The sequence below is a fragment of the Pseudomonas phoenicis genome (assembly GCF_047302395.1).
Taxonomy (GTDB): Bacteria; Pseudomonadota; Gammaproteobacteria; order Pseudomonadales; family Pseudomonadaceae; genus Aquipseudomonas.
In genome coordinates this window covers 693,445-711,197 of the sequence record NZ_CP154852.1, presented here as the reverse complement: position 1 = coordinate 711,197, position 17,753 = coordinate 693,445, and the positions used below count along the sequence as shown (strand labels likewise).

The following is a 17,753-nucleotide window of genomic DNA, read 5'->3' as shown; positions in this document are numbered from 1 at the left end:
GAGAGGCTCCGTCCGTCGGTCAATCGTGTTTCATAGTCAATTTTCACTCAGTGGGCTAGACTTCCCGGCTTTGTCGAACCGAACCTGATCATGCGCGTCGCCGATTTCTCCTTCGAACTCCCCGATTCCCTCATCGCTCGCCATCCGTTGGCCGAGCGCCACGGCAGCCGCCTGCTGGTCCTCGATGGGCCGAGCGGGGCGTTGGCGCATCGGCAATTCACCGATCTGCTCGAATATCTGCGCCCGGGCGACCTGATGGTGTTCAACAACACCCGGGTGATTCCGGCGCGGCTGTTCGGCCAGAAAGCCTCTGGCGGCAAGCTGGAAGTGCTGGTCGAGCGCGTGCTCGACAGCCACCGCGTGCTGGCCCATGTGCGCGCCAGCAAGGCGCCCAAGGTCGGCACCCAGTTGCTGATCGACGGTGGCGGCGAGGCCGAGATGGTGGCGCGCCACGACACCTTGTTCGAGCTGCGTTTCGGCGAAGAGGTGCTGCCGCTGCTCGAGCGCGTCGGCCACATGCCGCTGCCGCCTTATATCGACCGTCCGGACGAAGGCGCCGACCGCGAGCGTTACCAGACCGTCTACGCCGAACGCGCCGGTGCCGTGGCCGCGCCTACGGCCGGCCTGCATTTCGACCAGGGCCTGCTGGCGCAGATCGCCGCCAAGGGTGTGCACCAGGCGTTCGTCACCTTGCACGTGGGCGCCGGCACCTTCCAGCCGGTGCGGGTCGACAAGATCGAAGACCACCACATGCACAAGGAATGGCTGGAAGTCGGCCAGGACGTGGTCGACGCCGTGGCTGCCTGCCACGCGCGCGGCGGCCGGGTGGTGGCGGTGGGCACCACCAGCGTGCGCTCGTTGGAAAGTGCCGCGCGCGATGGCGTGCTCAAGGCCTTCAGTGGCGACACCGACATCTTCCTCTACCCCGGTCGGCCGTTCCACGTGGTCGACGCGCTGGTCACCAACTTCCACCTGCCCGAGTCCACGCTGCTGATGCTGGTCTCGGCCTTCGCCGGTTACCCCGAGACCATGGCCGCCTACGCGGCGGCGGTCGAACAGCGGTACCGCTTCTTCAGTTACGGTGATGCCATGTTCATCACCCGCAATCCGGCGCCGCGCGGCCCCGAGGATCAAGCATGAGTCGCACCTGTCGAATGTCGTTCGAACTGCTGGCCACCGACGGCAAGGCCCGTCGCGGTCGGCTGACCTTCCCCCGTGGCACGGTCGAGACTCCGGCGTTCATGCCGGTCGGCACCTATGGCACGGTCAAGGGCATGCTGCCACGAGACATCGAAGCCACTGGCGCCGAGATCATTCTGGGCAACACCTTCCACCTGTGGCTGCGCCCAGGCACCGAGGTGGTCAAGAAGCACAACGGCCTGCACGATTTCATGCAGTGGAAAGGCCCGATTCTGACCGACTCCGGCGGCTTCCAGGTATTCAGCCTGGGCGCCATGCGCAAGATCAAGGAAGAAGGCGTGACCTTCGCCTCGCCGGTCGATGGCTCGAAGGTGTTCATGGGTCCGGAAGAATCCATGCAGGTGCAGCGCGACCTGGGCTCGGACATCGTCATGATCTTCGACGAATGCACGCCGTACCCGGCCGAGCACGACGTGGCGCGCACGTCGATGGAGCTGTCGCTGCGTTGGGCCCAGCGCTCGAAGAATGCCCATGCCGACAACACTGCGGCGCTGTTCGGCATCGTCCAGGGCGGCATGCACGAAGACTTGCGCATGCGCTCGCTCGAAGGCCTGGACAAGATCGGTTTCGACGGGCTGGCCATCGGCGGTCTGTCGGTGGGCGAGCCCAAGCACGAAATGATCAAGGTGCTCGACTACCTGCCGGGTCAGATGCCCGCTGACAAACCTCGTTACCTTATGGGGGTGGGCAAACCCGAGGATCTTGTGGAGGGTGTGCGCCGCGGCGTCGACATGTTCGACTGCGTGATGCCCACGCGCAATGCGCGCAACGGCCATCTGTTCATCGACACCGGCGTGATCAAGATCCGCAACGCGTTCCATCGCCACGATGAATCGCCACTGGACCCGACCTGCGATTGCTACACCTGCAGCAACTTCTCCCGCGCCTATCTGCACCACCTGGACAAGTGCGGGGAAATGCTCAGCAGCATGTTGAATACGATCCACAACTTGCGCCATTACCAGCGCCTGATGGCTGGTTTGCGCGAGGCTATTCAACAGGGTAAATTGGCCGCCTTTGTCGACGCCTTCTACGCCAAGCGCGGGCTTCCCGTGCCGCCTTTGGACTAAGTGTTCTTCACCGAATTGCAAACCCCCGTATTTGCATAACGCTAGCAACTGGAGTGTCACATGAGCTTTCTGATTCCCGCCGCCTACGCGGACGCCGCTGCACCCGCTGCTGCCGGCCCCGCTGGTTTTGAGTGGATCTTCCTGGTCGGTTTCCTGGTCATCTTCTACTTGATGATCTGGCGTCCACAGGCCAAACGTGCGAAAGAGCAAAAGAACCTGCTGGGCAACTTGCAGAAAGGCGACGAAGTTGTCACCAACGGCGGTATCGCCGGCAAGATCGTCAAAGTGTCCGATGACTTCGTGGTGCTGGAAGTGTCCGACACCGTCGAACTGAAGTTCCAGAAGGGCGCCATCGCGGCCACCCTGCCCAAAGGTACGCTCAAGGCGATCTGAGGCAGCGATTTTTTTTCCAGTCGGGGCGCGCAACGCGCCCCGCGTCTTGAACGGGCGGCGTGATGCTGAACAAATACCCTCTGTGGAAATACGCACTGATCGTGCTGGTACTGGCGATCGGTTTCATTTATTCCGCTCCCAACCTCTACCCGGACGATCCGGCCGTGCAGATCAGCGGTGCCAGCTCGGCATTGCAGGTCAACCAGGCCGACCTGGATCGCGTGAGCAAGGCACTGACCGACGCCGGTATCGCGGTCAAGGGCGCCAGCCTGGGTGAAAAGGGCAGTGGCCTGATTCGCCTGAGCGACCAGGAAGCGCAGCTGCCGGCCAAGGATGTGGTGCGCAAGACCCTCGGCGACGATTACGTCGTGGCCCTGAACCTGGCGCAGACCACCCCGCAGTGGTTGCGCAAGATCGGCGCAAGCCCCATGAAGTTGGGCCTGGACCTGTCCGGTGGTGTGCACTTCCTGCTGGAAGTGGACATGGACAAGGCCATGAGCGCGCGCATGAAGGTCTACGAAGGCGAAGTGAAGACCTTGCTGCGCAAGGAACGCATCCGCTACCGCAGCCTGCCGCAACAAGACGGCGGCATCATGCTCGGCTTCGCCGACGACGCCACCCGCGAACAGGCGCGCAGCCTGGTGCGTAAGAATTTCAACGATTTCGACCTGACCACTTCCGAGCGCAACGACCTCGCCGTGCTGCGTCTGGCGCTGACCCAGGCCAAGGTCACCGAAATCCGTGAATACTCGATCCGCCAGAACCTCACCACCGTGCGCAACCGGGTCAACGAACTCGGCGTCGCCGAGCCGCTGGTGCAGCGCCAGGGCGCCAACCGCATCGTGGTCGAGCTGCCGGGCGTGCAGGACACCGCCGAAGCCAAGCGTATCCTCGGCAAGACCGCCAACCTGGAGTTCCGCTTCGGTGCCGAGCCCGGCGCGTCGCGGGCGACCAGCGAAGTGTTCGAGTTCCGTGAGGGCGGCCGTTCCGCACCGGTCGAGCGCGGTCTGATCATCACCGGTGACCAGGTCACCGATGCCCAGGCCAGCTTCGACGAGCATGGTCGTCCGCAGGTCAACATCCGTCTCGACGGCCATGGCGGCGAACTGATGAGCCGCGCCACGCGCAGCAACGTCGGGCGCAGCATGGCGGTGATCTTCATCGAGCAGAAGCCGACCACCCGTTACGTCAAGCAGACGGTCGACGGCGTCGAGAAGGAAGTGCCGGTCCAGAGCTTCCAGGAAGAGAAGAAGATCATCAGCCTGGCGACCATCCAGTCGCCGCTGGGTAGCCAGTTCCGCATCACCGGGCTCAACGGCCAGGGCGAATCGTCCGAGCTGGCCTTGCTGCTGCGTGCCGGTGGCCTGGCCGCGCCGATGTACTTCGCCGAAGAGCGCACCATCGGTCCGAGCCTGGGTGCCGACAACATCACCAAGGGTATCGATGCGTCGCTGTGGGGCATGCTGTTCGTCTCGCTGTTCATCATCGCCATCTACCGCGGCTTCGGCGTGATCGCCACCATCGCCCTGGCGGGCAACATGGTGCTGCTGCTGGCGCTGATGTCCTTGCTGGGCGCTACGCTGACCCTGCCGGGTATCGCCGGTATCGTCCTGACCATGGGCATGGCGGTCGACGCCAACGTGCTGATCTTCTCGCGTATCCGCGAGGAGCTGAAAAGCGGCATGTCGGCCCAGCGCGCCATCCACGAAGGCTTCAACCGTGCCTACACCGCGATCATCGACGCCAACCTGACCAGCCTGCTGGTGGGCGGCATCCTGTTCGCCATGGGTACCGGCCCGGTCAAGGGCTTCGCGGTCACCATGTCCCTCGGGATTTTCACCTCGATGTTCACCGCCATCATGGTGACCCGTGCCATGGTCAACCTGACCTGCGGCGGGCGTGACATCAAGAAGCTGTGGGTCTGAGGGAATAACCATGAAAACCATCAACTTCATGGGCGTGCGCAACAGCGCGTTCGCCATCACCGTACTGCTCACCGTGCTGGCGCTGTTCAGCTGGTGGCAGAAGGGTCTGAACTTCGGCCTGGACTTCACCGGCGGTACGTTGATCGAGCTGAACTACGAGCGTCCGGCCGATCTCAAAGCCGTGCGTGAGGAACTCAACAGCTCGGGCTTCCACGAAGCCATCGTGCAGAGCTTCGGTGCCACCACCGAGCTGCTGGTGCGCATGCCCGGCGACGATCCGCAACTGGGTAGCAAAGTGGCCGACGCCTTGAAAAAGGCCGGCGGCGACAACCCGGCCACCCTCAAGCGCGTCGAGTTCGTCGGCCCGCAGGTCGGTGAAGAGCTGCGTGACCAAGGCGGCTTGGGCATGCTCCTCGCGCTCGGCGGCATCCTCATCTACCTGGCCTTCCGCTTCCAGTGGAAGTTCGCGGTCGGTGCGATCATCTCGCTGATCCACGACGTAGTGGTGACCCTGGGCATCCTCTCGTTCTTCCAGATCACCTTCGACCTCACCGTACTGGCGGCGGTCCTGGCGATCATCGGTTACTCGCTCAACGACACCATCGTGGTGTTCGACCGGGTGCGGGAGAACTTCCGGGTCATGCGCAAGGCATCGCTGATCGAGAACATCAACGTCTCGACCACCCAGACCCTGCTGCGCACCATCGCCACCTCGGTGTCGACCCTGCTGGCCATCGCCGCATTGCTGTTCTTCGGCGGCGACAACCTGTTCGGCTTCTCCCTGGCGCTGTTCATCGGCGTGCTGGCCGGTACCTACTCGTCGATCTATATCGCCAACGTGGTGCTGATCTGGCTGAACCTGAACAGTGAAGACCTGATTCCTCCGGTCAAAGCTGAAGGTGTGGACGATCGTCCGTAAGCAAAAGTCCTACGCCATTGGGCGAAACGAAAGGCGCGAGTGTTGAACTCGCGCTTTTTTTTTGCTCCAAGGCTGGGACAAGCGCGGGCGCGGACCCGCTGGATAGATCAGGAGGTTCACGTGAACAAATCAATGCTGGTAGGGACGGTGCTGGGTGCCGTGGCGGTGACGGCCGGTGGGGCGTTTGCTACCTACAGCTTGGTCAACAAAGGTCCGGAGTACGCTCAGGTGACCGACGTGCAGCCGATCAAGCAGCAGATCAAGACGCCGCGTGAAGTGTGCAAGGACGTGACCGTGACGCGCCAGGCGCCGGTCAAGGACCAGCACCAGATCGCCGGCACCGTGGTCGGCGCATTGGCCGGCGGCCTGTTGGGCAATCAGGTGGGTGGCGGCACCGGCAAGAAGTTGGCCACCGTGGCTGGCGCGGTGGGCGGTGGCTATGCGGGTAACAAGGTGCAGGAAGGCATGCAGCGTCGTGACACCTACACCACCACACAAACCCGCTGCAACACGGTCAACGACATCAGCGACAAGGTGGTGGGCTACAACGTCAAGTACACCATCGGCGACCAGGCGGGGCAGATCAAGATGGACCGCGATCCGGGCTCGAGCATCCCGCTGGACAAGAACGGCAAACTGGTGCTGAGCCAGGCGCAGCCGGGGCAGTGAGGCGGTTGGCAGGATTGCTGTTGAGTGCCGATTGGTAGGAAGGATGGCCCCTGATCCGTGTGCCCATTTCAGCATGCAGGTTGAGATTCGTTACGTCTCAGGGCGATACCCTTCATCCAATCCGAAATTGTCGACGGGGCTGCTTTGCAGGCCATCGCGGCTAAAGCCGCTCCTACAGAGTCAGATTTCTCTTGTGGGAGCGGCTTCAGCCGCGATGGGCCGCAAGGCGGCCCCCATTGCTTAACGAGCCGGCACTGCCTCCCATAGTGCTGGATTTTTTGCCTGGCTGTCAGCGACGGTAACGGATCGGGTCGATCCGCCGCAGCGCATCGCTCAAGGAATCAGCTTTTCTCGGCGCAGCCGATCAAAGGCATCGAAGAACGCCTGGTCGCTGGCCTGATAACCGGTGAAACCCAGCAGGCGGCTCTTTGACATGTCCGTCACCACCTCGATTGGCCTGCCAAGGTCGGCATCGGTGTGCCACGGCGAGATCAGACGAGCGATGTCGCTCTCCTTCAGGCCATATTCGGCCGCCAGTTGCGTCCAGGCGCGCTGGTCGTCGGCCATCTGCGTTTCCAGCGGGGCAGGGGAGGTCAGGAAGTCGGCGGCGGGGATGTCGAAGTATTCGGCGATCCGGCTCCACATCCACTTCCAGCGAAACACGTCGCCGTTGGTGATGTTGAAGGCTTGGTCAGCCGCTGCGGGCATAGTGGCGGCCCACAACAGTTGGCTGGCCAGTTGTCGGGCGTCGGTCATGTCGGTCAGGCTGTCCCACTGCACGCGCGAGCCAGGGAACACGAACGGCCGGCCGGTGTGCTTGCAGATCGAGGCATACACCGCCAGCGTGGTGGCCATGTTCATGGCGTTGCCCACGGCCACGCCGATCACCGTATGCGGGCGATGCACGCTCCAGGTGAAGCCGTCCCGGCTGGCGGCGGCGAAGACCTCGTCCTCCTGGGCATAGTAGAAATTTTCCACGTCCAGGCGGCCCTGCGTTTCACGGAACGGGGTCTGCGGCAGGGTGCCTTTGCCGTAGGCCTCGAAGGGACCGAGGTAGTGCTTCAGGCCCGTCACCAACGCGACGTGCTGCACGCTCTTGCCCGGGCGCAGGGCGTCGAGCAGGTTACGCACCATGGCGGCGTTGACGCGGATGTTTTCCGCTTCGGTGGCCTGGCGTGACCAGGTGGTGATGAACACATGGGTGGGGCGCAGCTCGGCCAGCGCGTCGCGCACCGATTGCGGGTCTTGCAGGTCGGCTGCGACCGGTATCACGCCGGGCAGGGTGGACGGTTTGCGGGACAGGGCCGCGACCTGCCACTGGTTGTCCAGCAGCAGCTGGGTGGTGGCGCTGCCGACGATGCCGCTGGCGCCTACGACTAATGCGAGTTGGGTCATGATGCTGTCCTGTAGGTGATCGTCATCGGGTGCCTACAGGTGACCGCCTGTGATCGGGTGGATTCCGTCGGATTGGCGATGGGGTTCGGGCGGGCGAGCGCGCCGGCAGTGCGAGGCTTGCCGGGTCGATCTGGGGAAAGGGTCTGGCGAGGTGTTCGGCCAAGGACTGCGCTGCAGTCCGACCGATGGGCCGCTGCACCGGGCCGCCGCGACCAGGCGGGCTGGGCGGTGGCTCGGTGCTACGTGGCGGCTCAGCGCTTCAGGTGCTCGGGCAAGTGCGGTTGGATGGCCGTGAGGATGGCCTTGAAGCACTTGATGTTGCCCGCGACGATGTGACCCTTGTCGAGGAAGTCGTGACCGCCGTTGAAGTCGCTGACCAGGCCGCCGGCCTCTTGGATCAGCAGCACGCCCGCAGCCATGTCCCATTCGGACAGGCCTGATTCCCAGAAGCCGTCGAAACGACCGGCCGCCACGTAGGCGAGGTCGAGGCTGGCGGCGCCGGCGCGGCGGATGCCTGCGGTCTGGCCGGTGAGGGCGCGGAACATGCCCATGTAGTTGTCGAGGTCGGCCATCTGGTCGTCACGGAACGGGAAGCCGGTGCCCAGCAGAGCGCCGTCGAGGCTGCTGCGCGAGCTGACCCGCAGGCGGCGGCCGTTGACCTGGGCGCCACGGCCACGGCTGGCGGTGAACTCTTCCTGGCGAACCGGATCGACGATGACCGCGTGTTCCAAGCGACCCCGGTATTTGCAGGCGATGCTGACGGCGAAGTGCGGAATGCCGCGCAGGAAGTTGGTGGTGCCATCGAGCGGGTCGATGATCCACAGGTAGTCCTTGCCGTCTTCGCCGCTACCGGCGTGGAAACCGGTTTCCTCACCCTGGATCGAGTGGTTCGGGTAGGCCTTGCGCAGGGCTTTGACGATGGCGTCTTCGGCGGCGCGATCAACCTCGGACACGTAGTCCTTGGCGCCCTTTTCGTCGACCTTGAGGCTGTCCAGGCGTTCGATGGAGCGGAAAATCAGTTCGCTGGCGCTGCGAGCGGCGCGCAGCGCGATATTCAGCATAGGCTGCATGGTCGGGTCACCTGGAATGTTAAAGAAGAAAGCCGGACATTCTATCAGAAATCCGCGTCGGCAAAAGTGCCGCGTTAGCCTGCGTGGCGTTGGCGGGGTCGCTTCTGTAAGATTGCTGCCCCCAAAACCCGCCACAGTGAGCACATCGCCTTGTTGCACAATATTCGTGTTGTTCTGGTCAATACCAGCCACCCCGGCAACATCGGCGGCGCTGCGCGTGCCATGAAAAACATGGGCCTGTCGCGCCTGGTGCTGGTGCAGCCCAGAGACTTCCCGTCCGAGCAGGCCAGCGCCCGTGCCTCGGGCGCCGACGACCTGCTGGCCGGCGCCGAAGTGGTCGACAGTCTGGAGCAGGCGCTGGTCGGCTGCAGCCTGGTGTTGGGCACCAGCGCCCGCGATCGCAGCCTGCCGTGGCCCATGCTCGACCCGCGCGAGTGCGGCGCCAAGACCGTCGAGCAGGCCGCCGGCGGCGAGCAGATCGCCCTGGTGTTCGGCCGTGAGCATGCGGGACTGACCAACGAAGAACTGCAACGCTGCCATTTCCACGTGCACATCCCTTCCAACCCCGACTTCAGCTCGCTGAACCTGGCCGCCGCCGTGCAAGTGCTCGCCTATGAGGTGCGCACCGCCTGGTTGGCGGCGCAACAGGCGGTGCCGGTCGCGGAAAAGGCCGACGCCAGCGAAGAGCCGGCGACCATGGACGAGATGGAGCGCTTCTACGAGCATCTGCAGCAGACCCTGGTGCAGATCGGTTTCCTCGACCCGGAAAAGCCCCGCCACCTGATGGCGCGCCTGCGCCGTCTGTACGGGCGCAGCACGGTCAACCATTCGGAAATGAGCATCTTGCGCGGCATCCTCACCGAGACGCAGAAAGTCGCGCGCGGCGAGCCGCATAAACGGAAGGACTGAAAAGCCATGTTCGAACGCCTGCGTGAAGATATCCAGAGCGTGTTCCACCGCGACCCGGCCGCCCGCAACATGTTCGAGGTGCTGACCTGCTACCCCGGTATGCACGCCATCTGGCTGCACCGTGTCGGGCATGCCCTGTGGGTGCGCGACTGCAAGTGGCTGGCGCGCCTGGTGTCGAATTTCGGTCGCTGGATGACCGGCATCGAGATCCATCCTGGCGCCACCATCGGCCGGCGCTTCTTCATCGACCACGGCATGGGCATCGTCATCGGCGAAACCGCCGAGATCGGCGACGACGTGACTCTCTACCAAGGCGTGACCCTGGGCGGCACCAGCTGGAACAAGGGCAAGCGCCACCCGACCCTGGAGGACGGTGTGGTGGTCGGTGCCGGGGCCAAGGTGCTGGGGCCGTTCACGGTCGGGGCCGGGGCCAAGATCGGCTCCAATGCGGTGGTGACCAAGGCAGTGCCGGCCGGAGCCACGGCGGTAGGCATTCCGGGGCGCATCATCGTTAAACCCGAAGAGGGCAGCGACGTCGAAGCCAAGCGCAAGGCCATGGCCGAGAAGATCGGCTTCGACGCCTATGGGGTCAGCGGCGACATGCCCGACCCGGTGGCGCGCGCCATCGGCCAGATGCTCGACCACCTGCAGGCCGTGGACGAGCGCCTGGAAGGGATGTGCGGCGCCTTGACCAGGCTGGGCAGCGACTACAGCTGCAAAGCGTTGCCAGCCTTGCCCGAAGAAGATTTCGTCGAGCCTGCGGCCGCGACGCCCAGCGACATCAGGCCGCATTGATTTCGCCATGCTGGCACCGCGGCGTGTGCACCTGCGCCGCGGTCTGCTACACTCGCGACCACTTCCCGAGCTAATCCCGACTAAAGCGCTAGGTCTTATAGTTGACTCAAATGCTCGGAAATAGCATAATCGCACACATCCCGTAACTCCCGTGGTGCCCATAGCCATGCGACTCACAACCAAAGGCCGCTACGCCGTAACCGCCATGCTCGACCTGGCGTTGCACGCGCAGCACGGGCCAGTGTCACTGGCTGATATCTCCGAGCGTCAAGGCATCTCGCTGTCCTACCTGGAGCAACTGTTCGCCAAATTGCGGCGCAACAGCCTGGTCTCCAGCGTCCGTGGTCCAGGCGGCGGCTATCAGCTGTCCCGCGCCATGGCGACCATCGAGGTGGCGCAGGTCATCGACGCCGTCAACGAGTCGGTCGACGCCACCCGCTGCCAAGGGCTCGGAGATTGTCATTCCGGTGATACCTGCCTGACCCACCACTTGTGGTGCGACCTCAGCCAGCAGATCCACACGTTCCTCAGTGGCATCAGCCTGGCCGACCTCGTCACGCGCCGCGAGGTGCAAGAAGTTGCCCATCGCCAGGACCTGCGCCGTGTAGCGGGCCATAGCGCGCACATGGACAAGATTGAGACGTCTGCCGTCGACTGACCGTGACGACGAGCGACGCCAACGCCTGATAGGAGAGATTCAATGAAGTTGCCGATCTACCTCGATTACTCCGCGACCACCCCGGTCGATCCCCGTGTCGCCCAGAAAATGGTCGACTGCCTGACCATGGACGGCAACTTCGGTAACCCGGCCTCGCGCTCCCACGCCTTCGGCTGGCGCGCCGAGGAAGCGGTGGAGAACGCCCGCCGCCAAGTCGCCGAGCTGATCCATGCCGACCCGCGCGAAATCGTCTGGACCAGCGGTGCCACCGAGTCAGACAACCTGGCGATCAAGGGTGTGGCGCATTTCTACCAGACCAAGGGCAAGCACATCATCACCTCCAAGATCGAGCACAAGGCGGTCCTGGACACCACGCGCCAACTGGAGCGTGAAGGCTTTGAGGTCACCTACCTCGAACCCGGTGCCGACGGCATCGTCACCCCGGCCATGGTCGAGGCGGTGCTGCGCGACGACACCATCCTGGTTTCGCTGATGCACGTGAACAACGAAGTCGGTTCGATCAACGACATCGCCGCCATCGGCGAACTGACCCGCTCGCGCGGCGTGCTGTTCCACGTCGATGCCGCGCAGTCGGCCGGCAAGGTCGAAATCGACCTGCAGAACATGAAAGTCGACCTGATGTCGTTCTCGGCGCACAAGGTCTACGGCCCCAAAGGCATCGGCGCGCTGTACGTCAGCCGCAAGCCGCGCGTTCGCCTGGAAGCCATGGTGCACGGCGGCGGTCACGAGCGCGGCATGCGTTCGGGCACCCTGCCGACCCACCAGATCGTCGGCATGGGCGAAGCCTTCGCCATCGCCAAGCAGGAAATGGCCAGCGAGAACGCCCGCGTCAAGGCGCTGAGCGACCGCTTCTTCGAGCAGGTCTCGGACCTCGAAGAGCTGTACATCAACGGCAGCCAGACCGCTCGCGTACCGCACAACCTGAACCTGAGCTTCAACTACGTCGAAGGCGAGTCGCTGCTGATGTCGCTCAAGGACATCGCCGTCTCTTCCGGTTCGGCCTGCACCTCCGCCTCGCTCGAGCCGTCCTACGTGCTGCGCGCACTGGGCCGCAACGACGAGCTGGCACACAGCTCCATCCGCTTCTCCTTCGGTCGTTTCACCAAGGAAGAAGAGATCGACCACGCCGCGCAGCAGGTCTGCCAGGCCGTGAACAAGCTGCGCGAACTGTCGCCGCTGTGGGACATGTATAAAGACGGCGTCGACATCTCGAAGATCGAGTGGGCTGCCCACTAAGCAGCCGCCGGCAAGAGCGGCTCACCTGATGAAGAAGGAATTGCACCATGGCATACAGTGAAAAAGTCATCGACCATTACGAAAACCCACGTAACGTCGGCAAGATGAACGCTGAAGACCCCGATGTCGGCACCGGCATGGTCGGCGCCCCGGCGTGCGGCGACGTGATGCGTCTGCAGATCAAAGTCAACGAGCAGGGCGTGATCGAAGACGCCAAGTTCAAGACCTACGGTTGCGGTTCGGCCATCGCTTCCAGCTCCCTGGCCACCGAGTGGATGAAAGGCAAGACCCTCGACGAAGCCGAGACCATCAAGAACACCCAGCTGGCTGAAGAGCTGGCGCTGCCACCGGTCAAGATCCACTGTTCGGTGCTCGCCGAGGACGCCATCAAGGCGGCCGTGCGCGACTACAAGCAGAAGAAAGGCCTGGTCTGAGCTGCCTGTAGACGACCACCGATGTTGAGGTAAGGAGTTTCGATGGCTATCAGCATGACAGAAGCCGCCGCCAACCATATCCGCCGCTCCCTCGACGGGCGCGGCAAGGGTGAGGGCATTCGCCTGGGCGTGCGCACCACCGGCTGTTCGGGCCTGGCCTACGTGCTCGAGTTCGTCGACGAACTGGCGGGCGAAGACCAGGTGTTCGAGAACCACGGCGTGAAGGTCATCATCGACCCGAAGAGCCTGGTCTACCTCGACGGCACCGAGCTCGACTTCGTCAAGGAAGGGTTGAACGAAGGCTTCAAGTTCAACAACCCCAACGTGCGCGGCGAGTGCGGCTGCGGCGAAAGCTTCAATGTCTGAGGCCTGACGTGGGTACTGTCTGCCATTACGCGCTGTTCGACCTGCAGCCGGCCTTCCGCCTGGACCTCGACAAGCTGGCCGTTCGCTACCGCGAACTGGCCCGCGAGGTCCATCCCGACCGTTTCGCCGACGCCTCCGAGCGCGAGCGGCGCGTGGCCCTGGAAAAGTCCGCCGCCCTCAACGATGCCTACCAGACCCTGCGCAGTGCGCCGCGCCGCGCCCGCTACCTGCTGGCCATCGGTGGCCACGAGGTGCCGCAGGAAGTCACGGTGCACGATCCCGAGTTCCTGCTTCAGCAGATGCAGCTGCGCGAAGAACTCGAGGACCTGCAGGACGAGGCCGACATCGACGGTGTGGGCGCGTTCAAGCGCCGGCTCAAGCTTGCCCAGAACGCGCTCGACGACGAGTTCGCGCAGTGCTGGGACGTACCGGCCGAGCGCGAGCAGGCCGAACGTCTGATGCGCCGCATGCAGTTCCTCGACAAGCTTTCCCAAGAAGTGCGCCAGCTCGAAGAGCGCCTCGACGATTAACCCGGCGTTACCCGTGATGACGCCTAAGGTATTCAGATAAGCATGGCCCTATTGCAGATCGCCGAACCCGGTCAGAGCCCCCAGCCGCACCAGCGTCGTCTGGCCGTGGGGATCGACCTGGGCACCACCAATTCCCTGGTCGCGGCCGTGCGCAGCGGTCGCAGCGAGCCGCTGCCCGACGCCCAAGGCCACCTCATCCTGCCCTCTGCAGTGCGATACCTCGAAGACCGCACCGAAGTGGGCCTGAGTGCCCGCGATGCGGCGCCCAGCGACCCGTTCAACAGCATCCTGTCGGTCAAGCGCCTGATGGGCCGCGGCCTGTCCGACGTCAAGCAACTGGGCGAGCAACTGCCTTACCGCTTCGTCGGCGGCGAGTCGCACATGCCGTTCATCGATACCGTGCAGGGCGCGAAGAGCCCGGTGCAGGTTTCGGCCGACATCCTCAAGGTGCTGCGTCTGCGCGCCGAAGAGAGCCTGGGCGGTGAACTGGTCGGGGCGGTGATCACCGTGCCCGCCTACTTCGACGACGCCCAGCGCCAGGCCACCAAGGACGCCGCGCGTCTGGCCGGCCTCAACGTCCTGCGTCTGCTCAACGAGCCGACCGCGGCCGCCGTAGCCTATGGCCTGGACCAGAACGCCGAAGGCGTGGTGGCGATCTACGACCTGGGCGGCGGCACCTTCGACATTTCCATCCTGCGCCTGACCGCTGGCGTGTTCGAAGTGCTCGCCACCGGCGGTGACACCGCACTGGGCGGCGACGACTTCGACCATGCCATCGCCGGTTGGATCATCGATCAAGCGGGCCTGTCCGCCGACCTCGACCCGGCCACCCAGCGCCTGTTGCTGCAGGCCGCGCGCCAGGCCAAGGAAACGCTGACCGAACAGGCCAGCGTCTCGTTGGCCCACGGCCAATGGGCCGGTGAGCTGAGCCGTGCCACCTTCGAAAGCCTCATCGAGCCGATGATCGCCACCAGCCTGAAGGCCTGCCGCCGTGCCATGCGCGACAGCGGCGTGGAGTTCGACGAAGTGCAGGCGGTGGTGATGGTCGGCGGGTCGACGCGCGTACCGCGTGTGCGTGAGGCGGTAGGCGCGCTGTTCGGGCGCGAACCGCTGACCTCCATCGACCCCGACCAGGTGGTGGCCATCGGTGCGGCCGTGCAGGCCGACACCCTGGCCGGCAACCGCCGCGAAGGCGGCGAACTGCTGCTGCTCGACGTCATCCCGCTGTCGCTGGGGCTCGAGACCATGGGCGGCCTGATGGAAAAGGTGATTCCGCGCAACACCACCATTCCCGTGGCCCGCGCCCAGGAGTTCACCACCTACAAAGATGGCCAGTCGGCCATGATGATCCATGTCCTGCAAGGCGAACGCGAGCTGATCAGCGACTGCCGCTCGCTGGCGCGCTTCGAGCTGCGCGGCATTCCGGCCATGGTGGCGGGCGCGGCGAAGATCCGCGTGACATTCCAGGTCGATGCCGACGGTCTGCTCAGCGTGGCCGCGCGCGAACTGGGTTCGGGCGTGGAGGCGAGCATCCAGGTCAAGCCGTCGTATGGCCTGACCGACGGGGAAATCGCCCGTATGCTCACCGATTCCTTCGAGTACGCCGGCGCCGACCGTAATGCCCGCCAATTGCGCGAGCACCAGGTCGATGCCGAGCGCTTGCTCGAAGCGGTACAAGGCGCCCTGGACGCCGATGGCGAGCGTCTGCTCAGCGCCGAAGAGCGCGAAGCCATACAGTTCCAGATGCAGGACCTACGTGATTTGCTGGCCGGCACCGATGGCCCCGCCATCGAGCAACAGACCAAGCGTCTGTCGCAGGTGACCGATGCATTTGCCGCCCGTCGCCTTGATTCGACGGTCAAAGCCGCACTGGCCGGGCGCAACCTGAATGAGATCGAGGAGTAACCGATGCCGCTGGTGAAATTCCTGCCGCATGAAAAGTTCTGTCCCGAGGGGCTGACCGTGGACGTGCCGTCCGGGACCAACATCCTGGAGCTGGCCCACGAGCACCACATCGAGATGGAAAGCGCCTGTGGCGGCGTCAAGGCCTGCACCACCTGCCATTGCATCGTGCGCCAGGGCTTCGATTCCCTGGATGAGGCCGATGAACTGGAAGAGGACATGCTCGACAAGGCCTGGGGCCTCGAGGCGCACTCGCGCCTGGGTTGCCAGGTGGTGGTCGGCGACGACGACCTGACCATCGAGATCCCCAAGTATTCGCTCAACCACGCTGCCGAAGCGCCCCACTGAGGATCGATGCATGAGTCTGAAATGGGTTGATGTACTTGAGATCGCCATCCAGCTTGCGGAAAGCAAGCCGGAAGTCGATCCTCGCTACGTGAATTTCGTCAACCTCAGCCGCTGGGTGCAGGAATTGCCCGATTTCAGCGACGATCCGGCGCGTGGCGGCGAGAAGGTTCTGGAAGCCATTCAGGCGGCCTGGATCGAAGAAGCCGATTAGCGACACCCGCAGGTTAGGCAATGCCCTCGAACCCGCGTATAATTCGCGGGTTTAATTTTTCGTAACACTAAAACTTCTGGAGTTTTCCATGGCTGTTCAACGTACTTTCTCGATCATCAAGCCTGACGCCGTTGCCAAGAACGTGATCGGCAAGATCACCTCGCGCTTCGAAGAAGCCGGTCTGCGCATCGTCGCTTCCAAGCTCAAGCAACTGTCCAAGGCCGAGGCCGAAGGCTTCTACGCCGAGCACAAAGAGCGCGGCTTCTTCGGTGACCTGGTTGCCTTCATGATCTCCGGTCCGGTCGTGGTTCAGGTGCTGGAAGGCGAAGACGCCATCGCCAAGAACCGTGAGCTGATGGGCGCCACCAACCCTAAAGAAGCCGCTGCCGGTACCATCCGCGCCGACTTCGCCGAGTCCATCGACGCCAACGCCGTCCACGGTTCGGATTCCGAAGCCGCGGCCGCTCGCGAAATCGCTTACTTCTTCGCTGCTGACGAGGTAACCACTCGCTAAGCGAAAGCTTACGAGTGAGGGTGAATCCATGACGACATCTGTTGGCAAAATCAACTTGCTGGGTCTGACCCAGCAGGAAATGGAACAGTTCTTCGATTCGATCGGAGAGAAGCGCTTCCGCGCCGGTCAGGTGATGAAATGGATTCACCACTTTGGCGTCGACGACTTCGCCGCCATGACGAACGTCGGCAAGGCCTTGCGCGAAAAGCTCGAGGCCGTTGCCGAAATTCGTGCGCCGGAAGTGGTCAGCGAAGACATTTCCGCAGACGGTACCCGCAAGTGGGTGATCCGCGTTGCCTCCGGCAGCTGCGTCGAGACTGTCTACATTCCCACCGACGATCGCGGCACTCTGTGCGTGTCGTCGCAAGCCGGCTGCGCCCTGGATTGCAGTTTCTGCTCCACCGGCAAACAAGGCTTCAACAGCAACCTCACTGCCGCCGAAGTGATCGGCCAGGTGTGGCTTGCGAACAAATCCTTCGGCACCGTTCCGGCCAAAGTCGACCGCGCGATTACCAACGTGGTGATGATGGGCATGGGCGAGCCGTTGCTCAATTTCGACAATGTCATCGCCGCCATGAAGATCATGATGGACGATCTGGGCTATGGCATTTCCAAGCGTCGCGTCACCTTGTCCACTTCGGGCGTGGTGCCGATGATCGACGAACTGGCCAAGCACATCGACGTATCGCTGGCGCTGTCGCTGCATGCGCCGAACGATGCGCTGCGCAACCAGTTGGTGCCGATCAACAAGAAATACCCGCTGAAGATGCTGCTCGAGTCCTGCATGGGCTATATGTCCACTCTCGGTGGCAAGCGCGTGTTGACCATCGAGTACACCCTGCTCAAGGACGTCAACGACCAGCCCCAGCACGCCACCGAGATGATCGAGCTGCTGCGCGACGTGCCGTGCAAGATCAATCTGATTCCCTTCAACCCGTTCCCGCATTCGGGCTACGAGCGGCCGAGCAACAACGCCATCCGCCGCTTCCAGGACCTGCTGCACCACGCCGGCTTCAACGTCACCACCCGCACCACGCGCGGTGAGGACATCGACGCGGCCTGTGGCCAGTTGGTCGGCCAGGTGATGGACCGCACCCGCCGCAGCGAGCGCTACATCGCCGTGCGCCAGGTGGCTGCCGACACCGAGCTGTCAGACAACGCCGCGCGTCACTGACGGACACCTCGCCC

At 63.7% G+C, this 17,753-nt stretch carries 20 protein-coding genes; 18 read left to right on the top strand and 2 right to left on the bottom strand.

The features are described 5' to 3' along the window. Positions 1-90 precede the first annotated feature (90 nt). The 6 genes from queA (at position 91) to AA0Z93_RS03445 (ending at position 6,176) form a co-directional block, all read left to right on the top strand. Positions 91-1,140 (top strand): tRNA preQ1(34) S-adenosylmethionine ribosyltransferase-isomerase QueA, encoded by a 1,050-nt coding sequence (queA, locus tag AA0Z93_RS03470; RefSeq protein WP_413046381.1) that lies wholly within the window; start codon positions 91-93, stop codon positions 1,138-1,140. Between the two features lie 14 nt (positions 1,141-1,154). Then, positions 1,155-2,270, top strand: coding sequence for a tRNA guanosine(34) transglycosylase Tgt (tgt, locus tag AA0Z93_RS03465; protein ID WP_296263599.1), 1,116 nt, complete (start codon positions 1,155-1,157; stop codon positions 2,268-2,270). A gap of 60 nt (positions 2,271-2,330) precedes the next feature. Continuing rightward, positions 2,331-2,663 (top strand): preprotein translocase subunit YajC, encoded by a 333-nt coding sequence (yajC, locus tag AA0Z93_RS03460; RefSeq protein WP_028695973.1) that lies wholly within the window; start codon positions 2,331-2,333, stop codon positions 2,661-2,663. A 62-nt stretch (positions 2,664-2,725) separates the two neighbouring features. Beyond that, entirely contained in the window at positions 2,726-4,588 is a 1,863-nt protein-coding gene (gene secD, locus AA0Z93_RS03455; protein WP_413046382.1) for a protein translocase subunit SecD, read from the top strand. A 10-nt stretch (positions 4,589-4,598) separates the two neighbouring features. Next, complete coding sequence (secF, locus tag AA0Z93_RS03450) at positions 4,599-5,507, top strand: protein translocase subunit SecF (protein ID WP_413046383.1); 909 nt, start codon at positions 4,599-4,601, stop codon at positions 5,505-5,507. Positions 5,508-5,627: 120 nt separating this feature from the next. After that, positions 5,628-6,176 carry a glycine zipper 2TM domain-containing protein gene (locus AA0Z93_RS03445; RefSeq protein WP_296263021.1) on the top strand — a complete coding sequence of 183 codons (549 nt, stop codon included), beginning with the start codon at positions 5,628-5,630 and terminating at the stop codon, positions 6,174-6,176. Positions 6,177-6,509: 333 nt separating this feature from the next. Here the strand turns inward: AA0Z93_RS03445 and AA0Z93_RS03440 are convergent, their stop codons facing one another. Continuing rightward, a complete protein-coding gene (locus AA0Z93_RS03440; RefSeq protein WP_413046384.1) occupies positions 6,510-7,571 on the bottom strand; it encodes an SDR family oxidoreductase in 1,062 nt (353 codons plus the stop codon). 251 nt (positions 7,572-7,822) lie between these two features. Next, complete coding sequence (gene suhB, locus AA0Z93_RS03435) at positions 7,823-8,641, bottom strand: inositol-phosphate phosphatase (protein WP_296263025.1); 819 nt, start codon at positions 8,639-8,641, stop codon at positions 7,823-7,825. A 150-nt stretch (positions 8,642-8,791) separates the two neighbouring features. Between suhB and trmJ the strand changes: the two genes are divergently transcribed. From trmJ to rlmN, 12 genes are all read left to right on the top strand, one after another. Beyond that, positions 8,792-9,550: a tRNA (cytosine(32)/uridine(32)-2'-O)-methyltransferase TrmJ gene (trmJ, locus tag AA0Z93_RS03430; RefSeq protein ID WP_413046385.1), complete on the top strand. Its 759-nt coding sequence runs from the start codon at positions 8,792-8,794 to the stop codon at positions 9,548-9,550. Between the two features lie 6 nt (positions 9,551-9,556). Next, positions 9,557-10,345 carry a serine O-acetyltransferase gene (gene cysE / locus AA0Z93_RS03425; RefSeq protein WP_413046386.1) on the top strand — a complete coding sequence of 263 codons (789 nt, stop codon included), beginning with the start codon at positions 9,557-9,559 and terminating at the stop codon, positions 10,343-10,345. Between the two features lie 166 nt (positions 10,346-10,511). Next, on the top strand, positions 10,512-11,003 hold the full coding sequence (iscR, locus tag AA0Z93_RS03420; protein ID WP_413046387.1) for a Fe-S cluster assembly transcriptional regulator IscR: 492 nt from the start codon (positions 10,512-10,514) through the stop codon (positions 11,001-11,003). A 42-nt stretch (positions 11,004-11,045) separates the two neighbouring features. Further along, a complete protein-coding gene (locus AA0Z93_RS03415) occupies positions 11,046-12,260 on the top strand; it encodes an IscS subfamily cysteine desulfurase (RefSeq protein ID WP_413046388.1) in 1,215 nt (404 codons plus the stop codon). 47 nt (positions 12,261-12,307) lie between these two features. Next, positions 12,308-12,694 carry a Fe-S cluster assembly scaffold IscU gene (iscU, locus tag AA0Z93_RS03410; RefSeq protein WP_296263032.1) on the top strand — a complete coding sequence of 129 codons (387 nt, stop codon included), beginning with the start codon at positions 12,308-12,310 and terminating at the stop codon, positions 12,692-12,694. Between the two features lie 42 nt (positions 12,695-12,736). Next, positions 12,737-13,060: an iron-sulfur cluster assembly protein IscA gene (gene iscA / locus AA0Z93_RS03405; RefSeq protein ID WP_028695982.1), complete on the top strand. Its 324-nt coding sequence runs from the start codon at positions 12,737-12,739 to the stop codon at positions 13,058-13,060. A gap of 8 nt (positions 13,061-13,068) precedes the next feature. Next, on the top strand, positions 13,069-13,590 hold the full coding sequence (gene hscB, locus AA0Z93_RS03400) for a co-chaperone HscB (RefSeq protein ID WP_413046389.1): 522 nt from the start codon (positions 13,069-13,071) through the stop codon (positions 13,588-13,590). A 42-nt stretch (positions 13,591-13,632) separates the two neighbouring features. Continuing rightward, a complete protein-coding gene (gene hscA / locus AA0Z93_RS03395) occupies positions 13,633-15,495 on the top strand; it encodes a Fe-S protein assembly chaperone HscA (protein WP_413046390.1) in 1,863 nt (620 codons plus the stop codon). A gap of 3 nt (positions 15,496-15,498) precedes the next feature. Continuing rightward, complete coding sequence (gene fdx, locus AA0Z93_RS03390) at positions 15,499-15,840, top strand: ISC system 2Fe-2S type ferredoxin (protein ID WP_413046391.1); 342 nt, start codon at positions 15,499-15,501, stop codon at positions 15,838-15,840. 10 nt (positions 15,841-15,850) lie between these two features. After that, positions 15,851-16,051, top strand: a complete 201-nt coding sequence (iscX, locus tag AA0Z93_RS03385) for a Fe-S cluster assembly protein IscX (protein ID WP_413046392.1) — start codon at positions 15,851-15,853, stop codon at positions 16,049-16,051. 88 nt (positions 16,052-16,139) lie between these two features. After that, positions 16,140-16,565, top strand: coding sequence for a nucleoside-diphosphate kinase (gene ndk / locus AA0Z93_RS03380; RefSeq protein ID WP_413046393.1), 426 nt, complete (start codon positions 16,140-16,142; stop codon positions 16,563-16,565). Positions 16,566-16,593: 28 nt separating this feature from the next. Then, positions 16,594-17,739 (top strand): 23S rRNA (adenine(2503)-C(2))-methyltransferase RlmN, encoded by a 1,146-nt coding sequence (gene rlmN, locus AA0Z93_RS03375; RefSeq protein WP_413046394.1) that lies wholly within the window; start codon positions 16,594-16,596, stop codon positions 17,737-17,739. Positions 17,740-17,753 lie beyond the last annotated feature (14 nt).